13 protein-coding genes are annotated in these 22,964 nt (G+C 49.2%); 6 read left to right on the top strand and 7 right to left on the bottom strand.

The features are described 5' to 3' along the window. The first annotated feature begins 1 nt into the window (after position 1). Together MXE41_RS01610 and MXE41_RS01605 are read left to right on the top strand one after the other, a co-directional pair. Positions 2-1,948 (top strand): ATP-binding cassette domain-containing protein, encoded by a 1,947-nt coding sequence (locus tag MXE41_RS01610; RefSeq protein ID WP_247099122.1) that lies wholly within the window; start codon positions 2-4, stop codon positions 1,946-1,948. Positions 1,949-2,373: 425 nt separating this feature from the next. Beyond that, positions 2,374-3,453, top strand: a complete 1,080-nt coding sequence (locus MXE41_RS01605) for a PHP domain-containing protein (protein WP_247099121.1) — start codon at positions 2,374-2,376, stop codon at positions 3,451-3,453. A gap of 446 nt (positions 3,454-3,899) precedes the next feature. On the opposite strand, the gene MXE41_RS01600 is transcribed toward MXE41_RS01605, so the two are convergent. After that, positions 3,900-5,081 (bottom strand): SDR family NAD(P)-dependent oxidoreductase, encoded by a 1,182-nt coding sequence (locus MXE41_RS01600; RefSeq protein WP_247099120.1) that lies wholly within the window; start codon positions 5,079-5,081, stop codon positions 3,900-3,902. A gap of 538 nt (positions 5,082-5,619) precedes the next feature. Between MXE41_RS01600 and MXE41_RS01595 the strand changes: the two genes are divergently transcribed. Next, a complete protein-coding gene (locus tag MXE41_RS01595) occupies positions 5,620-6,519 on the top strand; it encodes a flagellin (RefSeq protein WP_247099119.1) in 900 nt (299 codons plus the stop codon). A gap of 495 nt (positions 6,520-7,014) precedes the next feature. Here the strand turns inward: MXE41_RS01595 and MXE41_RS01590 are convergent, their stop codons facing one another. The 4 genes from MXE41_RS01590 to MXE41_RS01575 form a co-directional block, all read right to left on the bottom strand. Continuing rightward, a complete protein-coding gene (locus MXE41_RS01590; RefSeq protein WP_247099118.1) occupies positions 7,015-7,416 on the bottom strand; it encodes a hypothetical protein in 402 nt (133 codons plus the stop codon). 118 nt (positions 7,417-7,534) lie between these two features. Then, positions 7,535-8,248, bottom strand: a complete 714-nt coding sequence (locus tag MXE41_RS01585; RefSeq protein WP_247099117.1) for a hypothetical protein — start codon at positions 8,246-8,248, stop codon at positions 7,535-7,537. Between the two features lie 176 nt (positions 8,249-8,424). Then, positions 8,425-10,845, bottom strand: a complete 2,421-nt coding sequence (locus MXE41_RS01580) for a transposase (RefSeq protein WP_247099116.1) — start codon at positions 10,843-10,845, stop codon at positions 8,425-8,427. Between the two features lie 507 nt (positions 10,846-11,352). After that, positions 11,353-11,952 (bottom strand): NAD(P)H-dependent oxidoreductase, encoded by a 600-nt coding sequence (locus tag MXE41_RS01575; protein WP_246977340.1) that lies wholly within the window; start codon positions 11,950-11,952, stop codon positions 11,353-11,355. A 920-nt stretch (positions 11,953-12,872) separates the two neighbouring features. On the opposite strand from MXE41_RS01575, the gene MXE41_RS01570 reads away from it, so the two are divergent. The 3 genes from MXE41_RS01570 (at position 12,873) to MXE41_RS01560 (ending at position 16,052) form a co-directional block, all read left to right on the top strand. Then, positions 12,873-13,142: a hypothetical protein gene (locus MXE41_RS01570; RefSeq protein ID WP_247099115.1), complete on the top strand. Its 270-nt coding sequence runs from the start codon at positions 12,873-12,875 to the stop codon at positions 13,140-13,142. 51 nt (positions 13,143-13,193) lie between these two features. Further along, complete coding sequence (locus MXE41_RS01565; RefSeq protein ID WP_246977338.1) at positions 13,194-13,652, top strand: GNAT family N-acetyltransferase; 459 nt, start codon at positions 13,194-13,196, stop codon at positions 13,650-13,652. 1,797 nt (positions 13,653-15,449) lie between these two features. After that, the gene (locus MXE41_RS01560; RefSeq protein ID WP_246977337.1) at positions 15,450-16,052 is read left to right on the top strand and encodes a cytidylate kinase-like family protein; all 603 of its coding nucleotides are present in this window, start codon (positions 15,450-15,452) and stop codon (positions 16,050-16,052) included. 2,568 nt (positions 16,053-18,620) lie between these two features. On the opposite strand, the gene MXE41_RS01555 is transcribed toward MXE41_RS01560, so the two are convergent. Beyond that, positions 18,621-20,168 (bottom strand): methyltransferase regulatory domain-containing protein, encoded by a 1,548-nt coding sequence (locus MXE41_RS01555; RefSeq protein ID WP_246977335.1) that lies wholly within the window; start codon positions 20,166-20,168, stop codon positions 18,621-18,623. 464 nt (positions 20,169-20,632) lie between these two features. Continuing rightward, entirely contained in the window at positions 20,633-22,216 is a 1,584-nt protein-coding gene (locus MXE41_RS13180; RefSeq protein WP_246977334.1) for a class I SAM-dependent methyltransferase, read from the bottom strand. Positions 22,217-22,964: the final 748 nt, after the last annotated feature.

The following is a 22,964-nucleotide window of genomic DNA, read 5'->3' as shown; positions in this document are numbered from 1 at the left end:
CATGGCCCTGATTACCATGATGGAGGCCTCACTGGCCTATGGCGACGATGCTCTGCTGTCCAGGGCTGACTTTGCTCTTGAAGAAGGAGAGCGTGTCTGCCTGGTAGGCCGTAATGGCACCGGCAAGTCCACTCTGCTCAAGCTCTTTGACCGTCGTATTGAACTTGACGACGGACGCATGATCTTCCGTGATGGTCTGCGTATCAACCGCCTGGCTCAGGATCCGCCTCAGGATGCTCTGGGCACTGTCTACTCCATGGTAGCCCGGGGTATTGATGTCGTGGGTGATGCTCTGGCTTCATTCAAGGAAAGCACTGATCCAAGGGAGCAGGAGCGTCTGGCAGCCTTTATCGAGCAGCATGACGGCTGGATCAAAGATGCCCTGATCTTCAAGATTCTCAACAAGATTGATCTCGATCCTGATACTCCGCTGAGCTCTCTGTCAGGTGGCTGGCGCCGTAAGGCGGCACTGGCTGCTGCTCTTGCCAACGAGCCGCAGGTACTGCTGCTTGATGAGCCTACCAACCATCTTGATATTGCAACCATTGCCTGGCTTGAAGAGTATCTGCTTGGCTTTAAGGGTACTGTAGTATTTGTCAGCCACGATCGTACCTTTGCGGATCATCTGGCTACCCGTATTGTGGAGCTGGACCGTGGCAAGCTCTATTCCTATCCAGGTGCTTTTGATGACTATCTGCGCCTGCGTGATGAACGCCTGCGTCTTGAGGAGCTGCAGCGAGCTGATTTTGATCGTGTCCTTGCTGAAGAGGAGGCTTGGATTCGCCGTGGTGTAAAGGCTCGACTGGCCCGTAATGAGGGTCGTGTGCGCAATCTTGAAGCCATGCGTAAGGAGCGCTCTGAGCGCCGTGACCGTCAGGGGCGTGCCATCATCAAAATCACCGAGGCTGACCGCTCTGGAAATATTGTTTTTGAGGCTGATAACATCACAGTGACCTGGGATGGCCGTGACATTATCAAAAACTTCAGCCCTGTAGTAATGCGTGGTGACCGTATTGGTATTGTCGGACCAAATGGCGCAGGCAAGACTACTCTTATCAAGGTGCTGATGGGGCTTGTAAAGCCTGATCATGGCTATGTGCGTATCGGTACCAATGTCGAGTCTCAGTACTTTGACCAGTATCATGAGCAGCTCGAGCCTGCCAAATCAGTAGCTGATAACGTAGCTGAGGGCAAGCAGGATGTTCCGGTCAATGGCCGTACTGTCCACGTTCTGTCTTACCTCAAGAACTTCCTTTTTACCGCCCGTCGTGCCCGCAGCCCGGTTTCGGTTCTGTCAGGTGGTGAGAAGAACCGTCTGATGCTCGCCCGCATCTTTGCCCGTCCATGCAATGTGCTCATTATGGACGAGCCTACCAATGACCTTGATCTTGAGACTCTCGACCTGCTTGAGGAAATGTTGCAGAACTTCCCGGGCACTGTGCTTGTTATTTCTCACGATCGACGCTTTATCGATGAGTTTGCCACTGAAACCTGGGTATTTGACGGCAATGGTCATATTGAGACTGTTGTGGGCGGCTGGTCTGATGTTGAGGCCTATTACCGCCGCATAGGCAAGAATGCCGCTCTGGTGGTCTCAGGCAAGGGCAGTGAGCCTGAAAAGGCTGAACGTGCTGATAAGGCTGACAAGTCAGACAAAGGTGCAAAAGACAGTCAGGTTGACGCTGCTGCAGCTTCAGAGGGCAGCTCAAAGAGCAAGTCCAATAAGCTGTCCTTTACCGAGGCTCATGAGCTTGAAGCTTTGCCGGAAAAGATTGAGCTTAAAGAAGAGGATCTGGCTGCAGTTGATGCCCAGATTGCCGATCCAGCTCTGTACTCAAAGAGCCCTGATGAGATCAAGGCAGTTAACAACAAAAGAGCTGAGCTCGCCGCTGAGCTCGATGCCCTCTATGAGCGTTTTGAGCTGCTGATGGACAAGTCCGAAAGCTGACCTTGCAGCTCTTAGCCTGCAGGTTGCAGTCAGCATGCGCAATATCAGTCTTTCAGGGCTATTGCAGCCGCTGCAGCCGCATCCTTGCTTGAGCTGCCGCTGCGGCCGCATCCTGGCTTGAGCTGCCGCTGCGGCCGCATCCTGGCTGGGGCTGCAGCTTTAGCGCTATCCTTTCCACAGCTCGGCTTCACACAGGCGCCATGCACGGCAATGTGCTCGCTCACAGAGCTGGCTGCTGCCAGGCCTGTCAGCCGGGCTGCTGCAGGATTAAACAGCTGGGATGCTGGAGTGCTGAAGAGCAAACTGGAGCAGGAACACGGCGCAAGGCAGGTTCAGGACCAGGAGCCATGCTGGACAATTATTTTTCAGTTTAAATGAGGCTGTGCCGCTGATTGCCTGAGGGTGGGCAGGGGCGCTGATTGAAGATGACCACCATTAGCAATATTGATTTTCATTGCCATACCAAAGCATCAGATGGCGGACTGACCCCAACAGAGGTTGTACAGCGCGCATTCAGTCGCGGCCTTAACTATCTGGCCATTACCGATCATGATCTGGTTGCCGGAGTTGCTGAGGCCATGGCTGCTGCGCAAAAAGGCAACAAGCTGCTGTGCAGCGGTGCTGCAGATGCTCCTGAGGAGAATTACATTCTGCCTACTGCCCTGGTAACAGGGGTTAAAAATGGCACCCTGGAGCGCGATCCTGCAGAGCGTCAGCTCAATATCATCCCAGGTATTGAATTTTCCACTACCTGGCGTAATGAGCAGATTCATATTGTTGGTCTTTACCTGGATATTGAAAATGCCGAGCTGACCCGTCTTATTGATGTCAGACGTGGTCAGAGAGTTGCCCGTGCGGTTGCCATAGGTGAGCGCCTTGAGCGCCTGGGCTTTGAGCGTCCTTATGAGCGCTGCTGTGAGCAGGCCCAGCCCGGTGCCTCCATTACCCGTGGCAATTATGCCCGTCTTATTTTCCAGGACGGCAAGGCACGCAGTATTGACGAGGCCTTTAACAAATACCTGCGCCGTGGTCAGAAGGCATATGTGCGCAATGACTGGGGGCCGGTAGATGAAACCGTAGCCGCCATAAAGGCTGCAGGCGGCATTGCAGTGCTGGCCCACCCTCGTCGCTACAAGATTTCCAACCGCCGTCTGCGTATGCTTATTGAGGACTTCATTGCCTGTGGTGGTGAGGCCATAGAGGTCTCCTCATCACAGCAAAGTGAAGCCGATCGTGAGTACCTGACTACCCTGTGCCGCAATTACAAAATAATGGCCAGCCTGGGCTCAGACTTCCACAATCCGGATATATTCCGCAATTTAGGCCAGAACCTCGACCTTGCTGAAGATCTGACCCCTGTATGGCATGCCCCGCAGGCACGTGCCTTTGCCATGGGCGAGCAAATCAGGCAGCGTGTGGTCTCACTGACCTTCAATCCAGACGCCGATCCTCAGCCCCAGACTGAAAATACCAGTTCAGCTGCTCAGCCAGCTCAGCAAGTCTGATCCTCATGCCTGCCAGGCCACTGTGCCTGCCAGACAACTGTGCCTGCGGGGCTACTGTGCATGCGGGGCGACTGTGCCTGCCGGGCCACTGTGCCTGCCAATGACTGATACAGCCCCCGGCATTTAAGTTGCCATATGCCATAGGCCTCTGCCGTGCGGCAAAAGGCTGAGACGGCTATAACTCTATTGTCAAAACAGCAGGGCCCGCCATGAGTTGAATCTCAAGGCGGGCCCTGCTCTATTGGGGCAACAGTTTGAGGCATCATGCGCGATCACATACCGGCTAATCCTGAGGGCATCCTGATTGATGCATGAGGTCACCAGGGCACGCCAGCTGACAGCCTGACCTGGTCTCACCATGACGAAACCAGGGCGCGCCACCTGACAGCCTTACCTGGTCTTACCACGACGACACTTTGACGTCACCAGGAGGGCCATGGCAAAGGTCAGAACATGTTCAGGCGCTTGAAAATGAAGTCAGGGATATGGCGGGTAACACACATAATGTAGCGCCACAGCCACATGGTATAAAGCACCGCAGGTCTGGTATGCCATGCCCTGACAATGTCCCTGGCTACTGTTTCTGTGGAGGCAGTGATATAGGGTGGCAGTTTGCGGCCAGCCACCATACGTGTTCTGACATATCCCGGTCTTATGTCCACAACTGATACGCCGCTTTGATACATCCTGACACGCAGTCCTGAGAGAAATGCGCTCATGGCAGCTTTGGAGGCTCCGTAGAAGTAGTTGGAGCAGCGTCCCCTGTCTCCAGCTACTGAGGTGATGACCATAATGCATCCGTGCCTGCGCTCCTCAAAATAGCTGGCTGCGGCGCTGACCAGAGGCATAAGGCCGGTGCAGTTGCTGCGCATTATCTCTTCGCCCTCAGACGGGTCATGCTCTGCCCACTGCTGATTACCAAGATAACCAGCAGCACAGAAAAGAGTATCCACCCCACTGCATACCTTCTCTTCACTTTCACTTACCTGATTGGCCTCTGATGTAAGTCTCTGCCAGAGCATCTTCATGTCAGCATTCGGCATCCCGGTATCAAAGTAGTGACAGCTGCATTGACATCCGTGGGTTGAAGTCAGCTCAACAGCTGTCCTCTCAAGAACTGTCATATTGCGACCACACAGTGAAAAGCGCCATGAGCCGGTGCGGGCAAATTCCCTGATAGCAGCTATGGCAATCTCCGATGATGCGCCCAGCACCACCATATGCCTAACCGCCGTATCAGCCTGATCAGCCAGTTCCTCATCTCCATCATCAGCGCAATCCCCCTTAAGCTCAGCGGCTTCATCGTCAACAACTTCAGAGGCATCATCGACCACAACGTCAGCGGCATGCCTTGCTTTTTGGGCAGCAGCTGAAATGCATCCATCACCCCTTGCCCTGCCTGTTTCAGAATGAGCAGCAATCACATGTACTGCTGTTGCAGATCCCATGGCTGGGGCTGCTACCTCGTGTTCGTTTCCTGAAGGAGCAGCAGACTCACCAGTTTTACGATCAATCTCAGTGCGCAGATGAGAAGAGCTGTCAGTATCATTGAAAAAAGAAGGTGACGGCTCTTTTCCTATATTACTGACGCTACTTGGGCTGCAATGGTCATTTTTGTGCCGATCCATGGGCTGTCTCCAAGATGACTTTGTGCGGTCTGTACCCTATTATCCATGATAAACCTGTCATACAAGCCAAAGATCTGAAAGAGCCATTTTTGTACTCAGAAAATAGATATAACAGGCGTTTGTTTTGTAAACGGTTGCATGAGAGCGGTTTTAGGCATTGGACAAACAATCTTACGAAAGGCGCCTGTGCTTGATCTGTGGTCTATGTCTGGTAATCTGTCTACAGAGAATACATATATACATATGGCGATTATAGAGAGAAAGTGCATGCATCAGAGGATTTTGCAGAAAACTCAAAGCCTGCACAGAGCGAGAAGAGAGAACCCGGATCGTCATATAAACAGTCAACACAGAATAAAAATCGGATAGCCGTGTCAGCAGATCGGTTTATCGGATTTTGCCTGAAACATGTTCGGTATACCCAACACATCAGGCCTTTATGCAGACGACCAAAGTCTGCTGATTGTAGTTGTAATGGCATCTTTGCAGAGATGCCCGTCATGTCAGGCTTGCGGCCTGACATTCAGGAGAGAACCCCATGGCAATTTACGTCAACACGAACGTCAGCTCTTTACAGGGCAGAAACCAGCTGAACAATGTACAGAACAGCTTAAATACGACCTACCAGCGCCTCTCTTCAGGTCTTAGAATTAATTCTGCAAAGGACGATGCCGCCGGCCTTCAGATATCAAGCAGGTTAACCACTCAGATTAATGGCCTGAATCAGGCTAACCGCAATGCCTCTGATGGTATTGCTCTTGCCCAGACTGTTGAAGGTGCCATGGACGAAATATCCGGCATGCTGCAGAAGATCCGCACTCTTGCTGTTCAGTCTGTTAACGGTACCAACACAGCTGAGGACCGCAATGCCCTCAAGAAAGAGTCAGATGCCCTTGCTGCCGAAATTCAGCGTGTTGCAGAAAAGACCACCTTTGGTGGCAAGACTGTCTTATTTGGCGATGGCACAGGTTCTATTTATGGTGCTGCCCAGGCCGCAACCGCAGGTAAGATGATCCTTCAGGTAGGCGCTAACAGTGGCGATACCATTACATTCAATGTTAATACTTTCTCTATTGGAAAGTTTACAGAGCGTGCTAATGGTGGCGCTGTAGATGCAAAGTTCTTTGATCAAAAGCAGTTCCAGATTCAGACTGTTGAAGGCGCAAATGGTACCATTGACCTTGTAGATAAGATGCTTGGCGTTATTGAGGGTGATCGTGCCAACCTGGGCGCTTTACAAAACAGATTAGAGTCCAGCATTCGTAACCAGGCAAATGTTTCTGCAAACCAGGCTGATGCTCGTAGCAGAATTCGCGACGCAGACTTCGCAGAAGAGTCTTCCAACCTTACTCAGCAGTCAATCATCCAGCAGGCTGCCACCTCTATGCTGATGCAGTCTAATACCCGTCCACAGCTGGCTCTGTCCATGCTCGGCTGATTATAAGTTTTTTGTTCTCTCTCTCTTAGTCCAGGGCGGTGCGGCTTATGTTGTGCCGCCTTTTTGAGAACAAATGCTGTAGTAATACGGCATTTTATTGCGATCCTGATATGCCTCAGAAATGCTTTACATAACTAAATAAAGATTAAGTTAACACCATCACATGCTAAATTACCGTACTTGCAGAACGGCAATACATACTACTTTATAATATGTTTTGTAGCGCATTTCACAGCAGTCTTAAGGTTTATCAACAGACAATACTGGTCTGATTTTGCAGTTGTTATGACATCTTTGCAGAGGTGTCTGTCATGTTCATTTGCTGTAACAACTATGGATCCTGATAAGTTTGTTACACTCGTCGGCTAAAGTTATTGCAGCTCTTGCGGCTGCCCAGTCGTCTGAGTTCGCGGCTGCAGAACCTGGGGCTGCACAGTCATCTGAGCTCGCGGCTGCTGCTGCGCTGTCGCAAGTCCCATACGCCACTTGCTAAAGTCATGAGATATTAAACGCGCCCTCCGTTGTGCCGCCTATGCCACTGTCACGCAGGGCCTTTATCACTGCAGGCGGCGGCGAATGTACCTGTGACGCAAACACCTGCTGCCATCCGACGCTGCTGAAGTCTTCAGATACTGTGTACACGCGCCAGTATTCGCCGGTATCCAGTTCATACAGCCATGATGCCCCCTCCCCGTCATGCCGCTGTCCTGCTGTCAAAGGCCTCGTTGTAGACAGAAAGAACTTGCGACTTAACTGAGCCTGCATCACTTCATTGGCAAGCTGGATATCATCGCCGTTCAGAGTCTGCTTTTGTGCACTGATGCGCTCGCTGTCGCCATACTTCATAATGCGCTGTCCGTGGTCATTTAAAAAACCGGTGCAGAATATCGCTACCATAGGCGCTTAAGGGTGCAGCGTCATGACGGCGCCGCGAGCCAATGCATGTAAGTTAAACGCCATAACACCCTCCGTTCAGGCATAAAAAAAGCACCCGTATTGGGTGCCTTTTCGTAAGCTACTCCAGTGGAGTAATATTCCATTCAAGGGCTGTAAAGTGATAAAAGTCCTTGTAAAGCTGTTTGGCCTTAGCCTTGTTTGCAGGTGAGTCAATGAATGGCATGCATGCTTTGATAAGCTGTTTGTATGCCTCGCGTAAATCGCTTGTAACCCTGAACACCTTACGCCACGAGTCCCCCCTCTCCTCCATCATTGGCCCGGCGCCAGCCCACTTGACAAACTCATCTTCTGTCTTTGGCGCAGCAGACCTGCAGCCACGTTCCAGGTAGTCATACAGTTTTCCGGAGATAGGAGGGGAATTTCTTTGAACTATGCTATAGGCATTGGCTTTTCTGAACGCTTCAGCGCGCGTTTTAAAGACTGAGTGATCTTCAAAATACTCCTCTTCAGGTTCATTTTTGTCATCAAGCTCGAACTTTTTTTCACCATAACTCCAGGAGTCTGCCGTGGCATAGACAGCAGCAAACGCTTCACCGGCATGAAGTAATTGCAGCACCTTCTCCTTGTGTTCAGGGGCATCTACTAAGTTATGTGACATAAGAGTAGTGAGCTCATTAGTCCAATATGAAAATGAGTAGTTCGCGTCTTCCTCACTTAATGATTTTGGCTGATTTAAGATCACATAAAAATTATACACAATGTTATCTATGGAATTGGATTTGTATTTAAAGTACATTGTTTCCCCCAAATTTGTCTTTGTATGCTTTTTCAACTATATCCGCTAATTTTGAAAATTTTGGACCAATATCTGAAGTTTTTTAGCAGGAAAATCGAATATTTTGCATCGATACACACCGAAAACTATATGTAGATATTGGCCTGTGATTATGATAACTAAAACATATTAGTTAGTATTTGTAAGATAATGCATGAGCCCGTGATTGCGGCCTACTGAGACCGAGCGGCTGACGCTATAGCCTCCCTGGCAAGAGTTTTCTTATTCTTGCTGCCTGGCGGTCTTCCTCGCCCCCGTTTTAAGGACTGGGAGCCACAGTTAATCACAGCAACTCCTTCACGAATCAGAGTCTTCTTGTTTTTGCTGCCAGGTGGCCTGCCCCTTCCACGAGGGAGAGCCTGAGCAGCTGCAGCCATCTCTCGCTCAATTGTTTTCTTGTTCTTGCTTCCTTTTGGCCTTCCTCTCCCACGCTTGAATGTACTGAGGTCAGTACTGACTGATGAAACAAAAGCGTTTTTGTAACTGCTGATATTTACCTCACTGCCACTCTTAATATCCTGCTCTGAAAGAGCCTCAGCCATAGCAGCTTCGCGTGCCAGGGTGCTCTTGTTCCTGCTTCCAGGTGGGCGCCCTCTGCCCCTTCTCTGCACCTGTTCTGACGGGGCATTAGCCATGGCAGCTTCGCGTGCCAGAGTGCTCTTATTCTTACTGCCAGGAGGACGACCTCTGCCCCTTCGCTGTGTCTGTGCTGACGGATCTCCCGACATTGTAGCTTCGCGTGCAAGTGTCTTCTTGTTTTTGCTGCCAGGAGGGCGACCAGGCTTTCTGGTCTTTACAGCCGGGGCGGCTCCGGAAGAGCCGTATGGGTAGCAATAGTCCTTGTTAATAGAGTTTTGGATTATGTCAACAAAACGGTCTGCCTCAGTCCTGATATTGTCCTGCTCAAATGAGGTTAGCTCCCTGTATTGGGATAGATTGGTTCCCTGTCTAATCTTTGTCATTTGGGTTGCCAGGTCTGCAAGATCAGCCTTTGTAACCCCAATAGAGCTAAACAGTTTTGATACGGAAACATCTCCGCTGTTTGAGACGCGGAAAATTCCATCCAGGTTTGCTTCCACAGCTACAATGCAAAGCCTGTCAATAAGATGATTAGGCTTTGCACCTATGTTATTGCAGTGATTTGAGTAAACCTGTCTGAATACAGCTGAAATGAAAGAAACCGCAATTCTTGCCTCTATGCCAGCATCTGTATGGCCACGAAGTGTATCGAACTCAAGTTCAGACTTGATCATTCTGAACGTCTTCTCTGAAGTGTCTATTAACGAGTACATACTATAGAGATGGCGTGCGTCTATGTCCATTGACGATGCCACTGCAAAATAGCCTTTTGAGTCATAGACACTTTGCCAGGTATCAAAATCTACCGCTACACCAGCTGGCAAGCCGTCATCTGATACCTCAATTGAAATGATGTCACTGAACCTGTTATTAACAGCAATGTCGTGGCGTCCCTGACGTAACTCCTCATCAATTCGCTCTATCTCGCAGGTTAACTTGTCAGAAAAGTCTTCAGCTCGTTCATCAGCATTGAGACTGCTGAAAAACAGGCCTACTTTTGTCATAGAGTTACTCTTTCTAAATACCTTTACCTCTCCAGTTATGCCGTAAAGACCGCCGTTCATGATACGGCGGGAAACCACGCGTCTTATATCATCACAATGATGTTTAAACATCTCACTGAAGCCATTACAGTCATCTTTCAGCATGATGATGTACTCAAGGCCGTATGAGCTGATAAGACTCATGATTGCCTCAGAAGCAAAGCCTCGGTCCAGAAGAACGCCCTTGACCCCCAGATCATGCTCTCCCAGAAAGGTCATGATTCTTTCAAATGCAACGCAGTCAGGTACGTTTCCCTCATTAACGAACCATGTTACTGGGACGCCTGTACTAACATCAACAGCCCAAATCTGACCAATAATCATGGTGCTGTTGCCTGTTTTTGACTTGTCATGAGCAGCTAAAGCGCTTCCTACAGTCTTGCAGTCACTGTTTGATCCGTCGATACTGAGCCAGACCTCCTTAAGGTCATTGTTTCTCTGGTACTCGTTAATCCAGCTGACTTTGAAGTCTTGAATTTGACTGGAACTAATACGCTTTGTAAGCATTTTGCTGACTGATGAGCTACTGACTTTGTTGAGGGAGTAGTGCATGTGGGCCTCAACAAAATCATCGATAAGATAAACAGCACTGCTCCTTTTAGCGAAGGCCATCATTGCAAGATCCATAAGGATATTACCATCAGCGGTGCCAAATGACCTTTGCACACACTGGTACAAGCCTATAGCGGCGCACACTCTAAGATTTGCAGCGTAAAGACCGGTAATTACGCGGTTTGATGAGGAGCTTCCTGCTCCGTAACACTGTTCAAACTCATCTGAGTACAGTCTGCGCATGTTCTCGTTAGGAGCCATCATTAAAGCGCCATTAGTGGATACTTTATCTACAAGCTTGCCTAATACAACCTTTCTGCGCTTGCCTCCCTCATAGTACCTGTGAAACACACGGCCATCTGATGTTACAGACGCCCATGCAGGTACTGGCATCTCAGGAATATTATAAAAAATAGCCACCAAACAACCCCTTTAATATTGTCCCGCCTGGATCAGTAAATTCTACAATATATTCGGGAATATGCCAATGGAGTATTTTTAAAATACTTATATTAAATGTGATATTTATGAGATTTTTGGCAAAATATTAATAATATATTTTATGAGGGGTTTTATATTGTGGTCCAAAAGATTCAAAATTAGCGTATATGAGCCTGCATCTGCATCAGGTGAAGGCAAGGGTGATGCATCAGGTGTTTCAGGGGCCAGTGTACTTTTATGGGACAGGATGGCCGTGATCTTGAAAACAACAGGGCCCGTAACTGATTGAAAGTCAGTTACGGGCCCTTTTTGTTGCCTGTTGTGAGCACTGTTTACATCATCTGGCAATTTAGTTATGGTGCTGTGATGTCCATTATCATGCTCATTCACCACTTGCCATTATTACGCTTTGTATAACGATTTACAGGGCGTATTGAGATAATTGTAGAATTGCCGGAATAAAGATGTAAGCTCTTGCAGCTGTTATCAGACAATGTGCTGCTCGATGTGTTCCTTGAAGCGGGCAAGATCGTGCTTGATGCTTGGGTTCTTGTAGATGTCGTTAGCGGTAAAGCTCGGCAGAGGGCTCATGCCGACAAACTGGAAGGTCTTGTGGAAAGGTACGAGCAGACCGTCAATACCAATGCCGCCAAAGAACTGCTTGGCATCGGTAAATGCCTGAAGAGGGGCATTCCATGTTGATGACAGCATGTACTTCTTGTCTGTGAGCAGACCGCCGGTACCATAGCGGGACTCAGGGTTGTCACGATGACGGCCGTCACCACCACCTGAAATACGACGATCACCAAAAACGGTATCAAAGTACTTCTTGAGCTGCCATGGGCCGCCCATCCAGTAGCCTGGCATCTGAACGATGATGTAGTCAGCGGCAAGTACCTTGTCAGCCTCGGCAGTAACATCGTAATCCTTTTCTACCAGAGTCACGTCTACTTTCATGCCACGTTCCTGCAGAACTTCTGAGGCAATGGCGGAAAATGAGTGGTTAAGTTCGCCTTTGGCAAAGGCACCTTCGATGCCGGCATCAATGATTAATACGTGTTTCTGCTTTGCTGTTTTATCTGTCATCTGGTCAATCCTGTCCTGACTAAACTGAGTTATTCCACCCGTAGCCCTGTCCGGTCAGCGCTTCTGCTGACTGCATTAGTAAAGCTCTGCAGCTTTTACTCCTTGCCTGATCCCGGAGACTTGATGTCCCATGTTATGGTGCCTGCTGAACAGATCAAATTGGCTTCATGAGAAGCTCATACCTGAGCCTGCACTCTGATATTGATCCTGCAGCATAGTCCTGTCGTGCTCAGGACTGGGGCATTTACATGCTTTGCATGAAGGCAGAGCTCGCTAAGCAGAGCCTGAAGCTGTGGTTGCCTTACATGAACATGTGGCAACGTTTACTTCGGGGCAGAAGAGCTTTAACCGGCCTGAAAGTAAGGCAGCATGGGACAATTCGTGCTGCATGGGCATAACGGGCCTGAAAAAATTACCCGGGCATTGTATTGGGCCCGGCGGCATAATCCAACTGGGCTTAATAAAAGCTATCATTTTGGTGCACACTTGTAAGAGCCAGTAAAAAATCTGCATGAAATGCATACTTATGGGGCATTTAGTGTGTGACCCCGTGTTCAATGGGGATGTATAACTATGCTCACAGTGGCAAACAGTCTGTCAATTAAGCGCTTGCGGACCTGCGGTCAGCCGCAATTGTAGATAAAGATTATTAGCGCACTGTAATAGCACTGTAAGCATCAGATTAAGCAGAGAGCGCTCGGTGCATCAAACAGATGCACATATTGTATGCAGCTAACCCAGGGAGTAATATCGGCCTGTAATAACCTCACTGACTGATCTGCCCCCTGCATTGCTCCGGTATCTGGGTGAAGCCTTTTACAAGCGACAGCTTGCCTGAACATGCCTGTTTGAACATGTTAAGGCACTAAAGGTCCAGAGCGGGTGGTGCCATGCTGTCGAGCATATTGCTTAAAAAGCTCATGGCCTTTCGCTTTATCTGGTGTGAGCAGCTTATCCGCCCGATGGACCTGCTATTCGGCCCGATGGTGCAGCTCAGCAGCTCTTTGGCTCAGCTTCCTGGCCTGATGGTGCAGCACAGCAGCTCTTTGGCTCAGCTTCCTGGCTCGATGGTGCAGCTCTGCAGCTCTTTGGCTCAGCTTCTTGGCCTGATGGTGCAGCACAGCAGCTTTTGGGCTCAGACTTCCACCCGATGGGGCAGCCATCTGGTGAGCTGCAGATATGTACAGTGAGGTAATGATCAGAGTGTTTCTGTCCGGCAGGATGAGATATTGGAGTACACAGTGAAGATTGTTGACGGCCTCCCTTACCTCGATGAGGTAAAAGTCATGATTAAGGACTATGTCCAGTGGTTGAACAGAGACCTCAGTTTTCAGAATCTTGAGGAGGAGCTGGCAGATGTAGCGGCCCGTTACTGTGAGCCAAACGGACATCTTCTGGTGGCTCTTGCTGACTCAGGTGAGGTTATGGGCATGGTTGCCTATAAGAAGCTCAGTGAGTGCACCTGCGAGATGAAGCGACTTTATGTTAAGGAATCGTTCCGTGGCAGTGGCGCAGGTGACGCCCTGATTAAGGAAATTATCACCATTGCCCGCAACGAAGGCCTTGATGAAATGGTGCTTGATACCATTGAGCCTCTCAAAGCAGCAATAGCCCTGTACGAGCGCAATGGCTTTGTACAGTGTGCTCCTTACTACCATAACCCTATGCCAGATGTGCGCTATTACTCAAGAGCTCTGTAGCCAAACTATACAGGGCATGACCCATAGTCAGGGCACATGGCAGGGCAGCTTTCTTAGCACGTGACAGATCCATTGTGTCTGTCGGTCTTTATTGCAGTTACTGGCTACGCAATGGCTGTAAGAGCAGCCTTGTAAATGCAGTATTGGGCAGAAAGATCAGTGCTTTCCGTCAATGCAAATGTAGTCTGCACTAAGCTTAATTTACCTCCCTTGAGTGAGCTGGCATTATGGTGATGTAAGAGCAAATTGATCTCAGGTGCTGTAGTGAATTTGCCTTAGTGCCGGGCTGCTTGTACATAAGACAATCTGGTGCTCAGCAGGCTTGCGCAGTGTATGTTCTGCCATATGTCATTGCATGCGTCTGTAAAGGTAGCATGCAATATTGCAGAAGCGAGGCTTAAAGAGCAGACAAATTATGAAACATATCCCTGGGTACTTATGCCAGGATTATGTATGTGATGTGTTTCATAATGTTTTGTAAATTATATTGTCTGCCTGGAGGTTATGTTTTTTTTGTCAGACAATACAGCCCATTTGCTTGAGTGCGGAGCGGCGCCGATACTGTTGCAACTGCATTGCCTCGACATGTACAAGGACTTTGAGTTTGTACATATCCTTTTCTGAGGCACGGCGCTGAGGCTGACATTCCTGGGCTCTGGCGCCTCTTTAATGAGGGGCTGAGTGAGGAGCTGTAACTTGTCTGGGCTTATGCCTTGCGCCACAGGCGTAGGCGAGTCAGTTCAAGTTGCCACCAGTTATTTCAATGTGGTTAAGATGAGCTGTGCAGCCTGTCTGTGCAGCCAGTCTGAGCAGCCTGTCTGTGGGGGCGTAGCGGCCTGGTTTTGTTGCTGCAAAAGTGCATTATTTTAGAGCAACAGGCAGCTTTAACTGTCCTGGTTAAATATGAATAATGTCAGGTCAATTCAGTGTACATTTGATCTTCTGATAACACTGACCTGAGCTTTTTATGGCTTATATATCGTATTTTTTGTATAGAGAGGATACAGCTCTTTCTTGCTTTGCCTCTGCATTTGAGGTAGCAGCTTTATGCATCCTCCTGTATAGGCAAAATGGCCTGGTATGCCTGAAAAGGCTATATACAGGCCATTTTTGTATGTCTGATACGTCTGGGTGGCTGTCAGGCCTGATAGGGGTGTCTGACAATATGAACCAGTCATAGATGATGGCCCTGATGCAAAAACGCGTTCTTTGAGTTAAGATTAAGAACATACAGTGATCGTTATTGCAATCAGTGCAATTAGTAGAGCAAGAGCTGTTCTTAATTAATACACTCAGTATGCTTTTATAAAGCATAATCATGGTATGTTGTCTTTCTTGAACAGCTGCGATACCGGCAGGCCAACAGGGTATAAAGGCCCGGTCGTAAACCGGTATAAGACAGTCAGTACAATGCAGGTGGCGTGAGTATCAGCTTATTCTGGCTATCCAGAGTGCCTGGTCATGATGCAGCCTGTTATGTCGGCACAGCAGTGTCGATTCGTGAATCTGTTTGATGACAGGTTATTTCAGCTCAGAGATGATGGCAAAAAACAGTCTGTATACCCGGGTCACATGTGATTGAATCATTTACATGAGACCTGTATGCAACAGGTTAAATGCGTCAGCTCAAGGCTGTAGACGTATGTCATAAATCATCAGGTCCCTGTGATCGTGAGCAGACGAGCATAGGGATGCAAAGAATAAAACAGTTCACATAATGGTACTGATCTGCGACATGGAGTGGTGGAGACTCTTTGCGCCTGGATTTGCATTTCTATTTAGAAATATGGGTCTATTATGTCTAATATCGTTATTGCCATTTCCCGTCAGTACGGTGCTGCAGGCCGTGAAATTGCCACTCTGGTGGCTCAGAAGCTGGGAGTACATCTGTATGACCGTCAGCTCGTTCACATTGCTGCAGCGCAGCTGCAAATCGATCAGCTTACTGAGGAAGAGCTCCTCAGACTCGAAAGTGAAGTTCCTCCTCTCAGCATGAACTTCACTCCTTTCTTCTCCTTTGGTATGCGTGGTGAGAAGCCGCTCAACCAGCAGATTTTTGAAGCTGAGGCTGGCGTTATTGCCCGTCTGGCCCGCCATGAAAGCTGCGTTATCCTGGGTCGCTGTGCTGACTTCGTACTGCACAATGAGCGTAATGTTCTGACAGTGTTCATCGGAGCCTCTGACAAGTTCCGTGAGCATCGTGCAGCTACTGTTTATGAGGGTAAGAGCCTTGCTGACCTTAACAAGGAAGATGCCAAGCGTGCCAGCTATTACAAACACTTTACTGCTCAGACCTTTGGTGCCAAGGAAAACTACGATCTGATGATCCGTTCTGATAAGGGCACAACTGAGGAGATTGCCGACTCTATCGTAGCTTATGCTCGCGCCTTTATTAAGTAGTAACAAATTACATTATGGCGTGGTCTGAGACTGCGTTGTGACGATTATGAAGGGGACTGCCAATGGCTGTCCCCTTTTTGCTGTACTTTATAAAACAAATTATGCGGCAGGTATATTTCTGCAATCAGCACACCGTAGCATCAAAGTGCTCAGCCACTTGTGAGCATTGCTCTAAGCGCTTTGTAATCTTTACCTTATTTTGAACAGCAATTGCCAGCCAGCTGGCATCACAGTTTCAAGCTCAGATGCAGCCAGTACGCAGCGCTTGTCTGCGTGTTTTAAGCGTTCAATGGGGTTGTGCTTCTATGGAGGCCACAATGCATTGCCCTCCGCATAAATACACGCTACAACTGCTCCTGCAATCTTGCCGCTCCGCAGGAGCCGGCAGGACACCATGTTCAGGCAGGCATACTGCTGTTGTGCCAGCCTCAGCGCATGCACTGGAGCGTGCAGGAGCGTATGCACTGGAGTGTGCAGGGGGCTCATGAACTGGAACGTAGATGGGCACATGCAATGGAGTGTGCTGGAGCGTAGATGAGCGCATGCACTGGAGCGTGCTGGGGCGTTCGCACCGGATGCTATAGTGGCGCATAGATTTGTCCATATCCAGTCCCAGGGTATGGCTATGGCTCCTCCTGTTCATTTACCATGCTTTTGACTCCTGATTCATTGCTGGGGCTGCTATTCATGCTGTCATGACTCATACCGTTCTGCCTCATCTGGTGCCAAATACCGTGTTGCACCATGTGGTGCCAAATACCGTTGTGCATCATCTGGTGCCAACAGGCAGGCCTCAACACATATATCCAGCACGACATGTTATGGAGTTTGTCTTATGACCCTGTCATCAGGCCTGGCTGGAGCCTGATATCGCTTTACTGGTGTTTTGCTGTTGAGCTCACAGGCATGGACGGTGTTTTGCTGGGGATATTCACGTTATGGCCATCCCTGGAGGAGCTGTCTGGGCTAGTCGTCAATAAGCTGCAGCTACATGCTACCATCAGGCGGTCGTCTGGACTGTAATCAGCTGGAGTTGCAGCATAAAAAAGGCCCGCAACTCGGTCAGGAGTTACGGGCCTTCGATTCGTGGAAACATAGGATTAAAAATCTTTCTGCGTAACAGATATTACCAGTCATATCTGTTGTTTAACCGTGCAGATTCGGTACAGGCAATCCATACAATTATGTCTGCATCACTGTGGATGCATCAGATTGCAACACTGTGTACAGCGGGCTCATGCAGGACTTGCGAGCCGAATTTATGCTGCGGTGAGCTTATGCTTCATGCATCAGGCTGTTCATTGTTCATTCTCAGGCGCTAACCGTGAGTCCAGTTTGTGTGATCCTTGCTGAGGCGTAGAAATATCAGCTCAGATCCATGAGAGCAGGGACTGTTCTATCTGCCTTTTATCCCTGCTGTTATCTTTAACGGGCCTTGCAAACGATTGCATCTAAACAGGTTATTTACGCGCTGTCGTAGCGATAGTTACGTCAGAACTATATCTGCACTAGATGTTAAAAATCGTCTTTTTTTATATATTATTTACATTAAATATAATGCAAACGATTGCAAAACTGAATATGATAAGGCCTGCATACACAACATATGAAAAGCCCTCACTGACTGGGCAGGCATGCGCATGCGCAATTGCATGCGCATTTGCATGTCGGCCTTAGTGCTCATGCACGAACTCCTGTCCTGGATTGCGTTAAATACACTGCTCATGTATACGCAGATAAGTGACTTCTTACTGATGCTCTGACTCTTGAGTAATACTCTGTGGGATATGGAGATTAGCAATGAGGTGTCAGCAAGATCTGCAGAGTGAAGAATTATCATGCTCTGGTAGAGTTTAATTGTGAAGACTGGTGGAGGAGAGATCGGGGCTCATTGTGCCGTGAAGTGCGGTGCATTGCATCGCAGTACAGTGCCAGACTGTTTTGTCTGATGGCATATCTGGGGAGGGTGCATGGTCCGTTGCCTGTGAATGGGGGCAGCTTTAACAGAACAGGGCAGAGATGAGAAAGGGCCTTGCCTGATTTTTGCTGGCAGTTGCGTGCGTATGCTGCCTGATATCCTGGTGCTGGTGTGTGGGGAGCGATGGTTCCGCTGACTGCGGTAGTTCGGATGCGGATGAGGTTGTGGACGCAGTGATGTCTGCAGGTAAGTTTGAGGGGGAGCCATGGCGCGCAGCAGGCTAAAGGGGCCAGCTGGATGACATTCTCGCAGACCTCTGGCTGGGCATATGCCCTGAGGTGGTCAGCCACTGCAATTGGTCTGACCGGACAGGATGGGGTATGTCCGTAGTCCTGTGGCCAATGGCCATGAGACCCGTTGCCTATGGCCATGAGGCCAGTGGGATCTGGTCCTGGCCCTGGTCCGGACTGTGGCCTGGAGTGTTGTGACTGATGGCGGATAAATGCACAGAGCCCGCACCCTGAGTAAAACTCAGGTGCGGGCTCTTTGTTCATGAGGCCAGAGCGGGACTCGGGCCGTCTGATACCAGGCCTGTTACCGCACCGGGAAGTTCGACTGCGGGGCTGGTCTGATATCTGGTATTTGCCTTATTAGAAGAACATGAGCTTCTTGTAGTAAGGGAGCATGACAGCCTTGAAGTTAGCGACGTAGTTGCTTACTACATTGATAAGCTCGTCCTCGCTCAGGGCCTGACCGTCATTGTTGAAGTTAACCTCACCTGATACACATAAGGTAAGAATGGCTTCAACCAGAGCCAGATCGTGGCACTCAGGGTTCTGCAGGTAGATGCCCAGCAGTTTGACCTGAAGAGGATCAACAGCAATACCGCCCTGGGTTAAAGGTGAGCACATGAAGACAGTTGGGCTGTCAGTGTAGTTCTCAATGGTATTGAAGTTATAGCGACGGCAGCGGTCCATCTTCTCTTCGTCTACAGACTCAGCGGCTACGCAAGGAGCACAGATGTTGGCGTATACCAGGGTGTTAATGGCATTTGCTACCTGATCAAAGGCCAGCTCCTGGTTGCTGGAGAGGATAATGTCCAGAATAGCACCAACGTTGTGTGGCTCGTTGTCAGCAAGGATCTCGATGAGAGGACCATATACAGCCTTGTCCAGCTCTACCTCGCCATTGCGGCCAGTGATGGTGTAGTTGAAGCTGTCAGCAGGATCAATCATGAGGATGTTGAGGCTGCGGAAGGTGGCCAGGTACTCATTAGGTGACAGAGGGATACCGCCCTTGACGTAGATGTCATGACGGAAACGCTGGTTGACGATGAAGTCGCGGGTGTCCTCATACATCACGGTACCAAGCAGTGGCTCAATGAACTCGATCTGCTCAGGGGTGAGATTGGCAAAATCAAGGTTATCATTGCCCAGAGCGGAACACATGAAGCCCAGGTCAGCACGCTCAAGACGGTGTGACATGTCGGAGAAGTGGGACATGGACCAGTGGGTATTGAGATTCTCACTTAAGAACTCATTGGTATTGCTGGCCAGAGCAGCGGTAATGCGCTCAGCAAAGTCAGGCTGAGATACCACAAAGCTTGGGTTGGCTCTGACGATAGGCAGCAGGTAGGTAGCAACACGGTTCAGACGCTCATGATCAGCCATGTTGGAAGGGTTCATCTTCTGATTGTACATGTGCATGAGGTGACGCACAGGCTCGAAGTTAATCATGCCTACAGTACAGTTATACGAAACGTAGAAGATACCGCCATCCTTGAGGTGACGATCAGCGATGTCGATAATGGTTTCCTGGTCGCGGGCAGAAATCCATGACCATACGCCGTGCAGACAGATAAGGTCAAACTTTGGCAGGTCAGTGCGACGGGCAAACTCTTCAAGAGACTCTGAAGTTAGCTCTGCTTCGATATTGCACTCTTTGGCAACTCTCTTGGCTGTGTTAACCAGAGATGGGTTAAACTCGGTACCCATCCACTTAGTGGTGGAGGTGGCAGCATGCATGGAGATGCTGATGCCCTTGCCAAAACCGATTTCCAGAGCGTTACCATTCTCAATATCTGGGAAAGAGAAGCCCTTGGAGGTCAGAAGGTGCTTGAGGTAAAGAGGGTTTTCTTCCTTGTAGTAGCTGTAGGAGCAAGGAAGGTCATATAAGAATTCTGAAGACCATTTTGACATGGCGAAAATCTCTTTTAACTGTGACAGCCTTACATAAAAAGCTTTGTAAAGCCGTATGAAATTCTGTTCACGGAAGTCAGTTCAGACCGCAGGCAGCCTGGCTGTCCATAAGCTCTGAATATAACTGTCCGCCCTTGGATATGGCAGCAGTAGCATGTCAAACATGCCTGACTTAAGTCAGGAAATATGTGTATCCCTGTCGTGCCTGCGCCTGTATTGCAGTGCAGCTGCCTGAAATCAGGCATATCTGGCTTTTTGCAGGCAGTTGTTCACGGCATGTCATGTCATGTAATGTAATGTAATGTAATGGCATGTCTTGGCATGTTGCTTTGGCCTTATATCAGGGGGCCGATTCCCTTCAGACCGTGACTGCTGTCATGTGCCTGAGCTGCTTCATGGCGAAGCATCAGGCAGCACTGAGCCTCTTCAGGCTGCAGCTGCTGCCGCTCAGGGCCATGTCAGGCTTAGATAACCATCAGCCTCTTTAAGCTTGGCAGATCAAAGGTCATGAAGCGGTGAACCTGCTTACGAACAACTTCGTACTTTTCCTTAGGATCGGTGATTTCACGATCCTTGAGCTTCATTGGGACATCATCGCCGGCAATGGAGAGAATGGCACGGGTGATTTCTTCCTCGGTTACGCCCTTGATGCGTTGAACGAGGTTGATCATGATCTTGGTGATGTCGTCAACGTAGTGACCGCCAGCCAGTACAGGAGAGCTCAGGAAAGCAATGGAGTGCTTCTGATAACCCTGAAGAATATTGGCGTTCAGAGTGAGGCAGCGTTCCTTGACCTCGTTGGTGATAGTGGCAGGATCTACAGCCAGAGCTACCAGGCCAGAGCAGATAGCATAGACCAGATTGTCAAGGAGCTCTTCCTGTGGAATACGGCCGGTAGTGTCACCCTGTGGAGCCGGAGCATCAGGATCAAAGGCCAGCTCAGCACGCAACTCGGCAAAGCTGTGAACCTTGTAGTCACTAAGGAAGTGAATGATCTTGCGTACACGGCTCATGTCAACCTTGTCGGTACCCAGACGGGTTCTGATGGTGAAATCATCGTCCTTGAAGTTGACCATCAGCACCATGTGGGTAGCATCCAGCTGCTCCTGGAACTGCTTTTCACTTAACTGCAGAGCGCCCTTTACATAGAGGTCGGAACGGAACTGCTGACCGGTTACATAGTCATAGCTTGCCTGATAGACAGGAGTACCCTTGAGAGGAGCCAGAATTTCCTGCTCTTCCTTCTTGAGGTTCATGTCATCGACATTGTCAGACAGGCGGGCCTGACAGATATAGGTCAGTTTGGCAGTTTCAAACTTGGCAGCAACATCATCAAAGTGCTCAACAAACCAGTTGCCGTTGAGATACTCGTGGGCTACATAGTTCTGATCCTGACTTACCATCTTCTGCTCAAAGTGCTTTTCTACCCATGGAGCAGCAGTTACATAACCTGGCTTGAGTTCAAGCAGCTTCTTGATGAACTCAATACCTGGAGCTACCTTCTGTACGTGGTTCAGAGCTGGATCAGCAATAAAGTTTGCATAGTTGTCCAGGATGTTTCTGATTGGCTCGATGTAGTTGAAGCCTGGAGAGGTGTTGTAGGAGACGTACAGCACGCCGCCAACCTTGAGCTTGTTGCGCACGAAGTCGACGATTACGTTCTGATTGTCCTTGTTAATCCAGGACCAGATACCGTGCAGGCAGATGTAATCGAACATTGGAACGTCTTCACGCTTTGCAAAATCGCCAAAGGCGTCATCGCGAAGATCAACAGGTACATGACCTGTTTTGGCCAGCTGCTGGGCAAAGTTTACCTGGGATGGATTGAAGTCAGTGCCATACCACTTAACATCGGTAGCTGCACCATGCATGATGACACTGATACCGTTACCAAAGCCCAGCTCACAGGCAGTGGTATCCGGTCCCAGCTTAGGGAAGGCCAGACGCTGAGTAAGGAAGACGAACTTTAAGATTAATGGGTTGAGCTGACTGAAGTAACCGAAATTGTAATTTGTATCGGTGTCATAACCCATGTTCCAACTTTGCACGATATCTCTCCTAATAGAGCACGAAAGGATTCCGGCTAAGGAAACCTGTAATTAAGCCTGGCGCCTTACGGCATCAGTCATGAAGCCATGACTCCCGAGGTGCTGGGCAGGCTTCCCTCCCGGGCCCGCAGGCCCGCCACCGCCTTTATCCATGCACTGCAGCAATAAGGCTGCACCGCCATGAACAGATTTATGAGCACAGGCCTCCATACCTGGACAGCCCTGATCTCTGTCGCCTGAAAAACTATGATCAAGCCAGGGATCGCACAGGAAAACTGCTGGATAATATGCAGAAGCGGCCTGCTCAGTTCTGCAGCAAAAGCTTATGCTGCGCATGCATATCATGTATGCAAGGAGGGAGGCCGCCCGAGACGGTTAATGAAATAAGAAGACAAACAGACCCTGACGTAACTGCAATTGCAGTCACTTATCAGGCTCCAGTTACTCCATAATCTGTTCTGTATGACCGGTTCAGCAGCATGACCATAAACAGATATGGAAGCATGCGCAACTGCGATGGTGTATGGTCGTACCATACGGACAGTAAAGTGTCCTTATCATCAGTGAAATGACAGTCACAACAGGTATGAAACTGTTTTATGTGGCTTTTAAGCCACTTGATACGGCAAACCGATGAAGGATATGCCTCTCAAAAATAATTGAAATTAATTGACTTTTAAAATAACCAGTGTTAGGCGTTGAGGCGTATTCGCCAAATATTGGCTTATTTATGCCTTTGTTGGCTCGT

It is taken from the genome of Anaerobiospirillum sp. NML120449 (genome assembly GCF_023051105.1).
Classification (GTDB): Bacteria; Pseudomonadota; Gammaproteobacteria; order Enterobacterales; family Succinivibrionaceae; genus Anaerobiospirillum.
Note: the sequence above shows the minus strand (reverse complement) of the source record. Positions and strands in the feature narration are given on the sequence as shown.

Bases quoted from the DNA above. Each gene is read 5' to 3' on its own strand.
- MXE41_RS01575 (WP_246977340.1), bottom strand. From the start codon at position 11,952: ATGACAGATAAAACAGCAAAGCAGAAACACGTATTAATCATTGATGCC.
- MXE41_RS01600 (WP_247099120.1), bottom strand. From the start codon at position 5,081: ATGGATCGGCACAAAAATGACCATTGCAGCCCAAGTAGCGTCAGTAAT.
- MXE41_RS01560 (WP_246977337.1), top strand. From the start codon at position 15,450: ATGTCTAATATCGTTATTGCCATTTCCCGTCAGTACGGTGCTGCAGGC.
- MXE41_RS01590 (WP_247099118.1), bottom strand. From the start codon at position 7,416: ATGGTAGCGATATTCTGCACCGGTTTTTTAAATGACCACGGACAGCGC.
- MXE41_RS01605 (WP_247099121.1), top strand. From the start codon at position 2,374: ATGACCACCATTAGCAATATTGATTTTCATTGCCATACCAAAGCATCA.
- MXE41_RS01555 (WP_246977335.1), bottom strand. From the start codon at position 20,168: ATGTCAAAATGGTCTTCAGAATTCTTATATGACCTTCCTTGCTCCTAC.
- MXE41_RS01595 (WP_247099119.1), top strand. From the start codon at position 5,620: ATGGCAATTTACGTCAACACGAACGTCAGCTCTTTACAGGGCAGAAAC.
- MXE41_RS01610 (WP_247099122.1), top strand. From the start codon at position 2: ATGGCCCTGATTACCATGATGGAGGCCTCACTGGCCTATGGCGACGAT.
- MXE41_RS01570 (WP_247099115.1), top strand. From the start codon at position 12,873: ATGGCCTTTCGCTTTATCTGGTGTGAGCAGCTTATCCGCCCGATGGAC.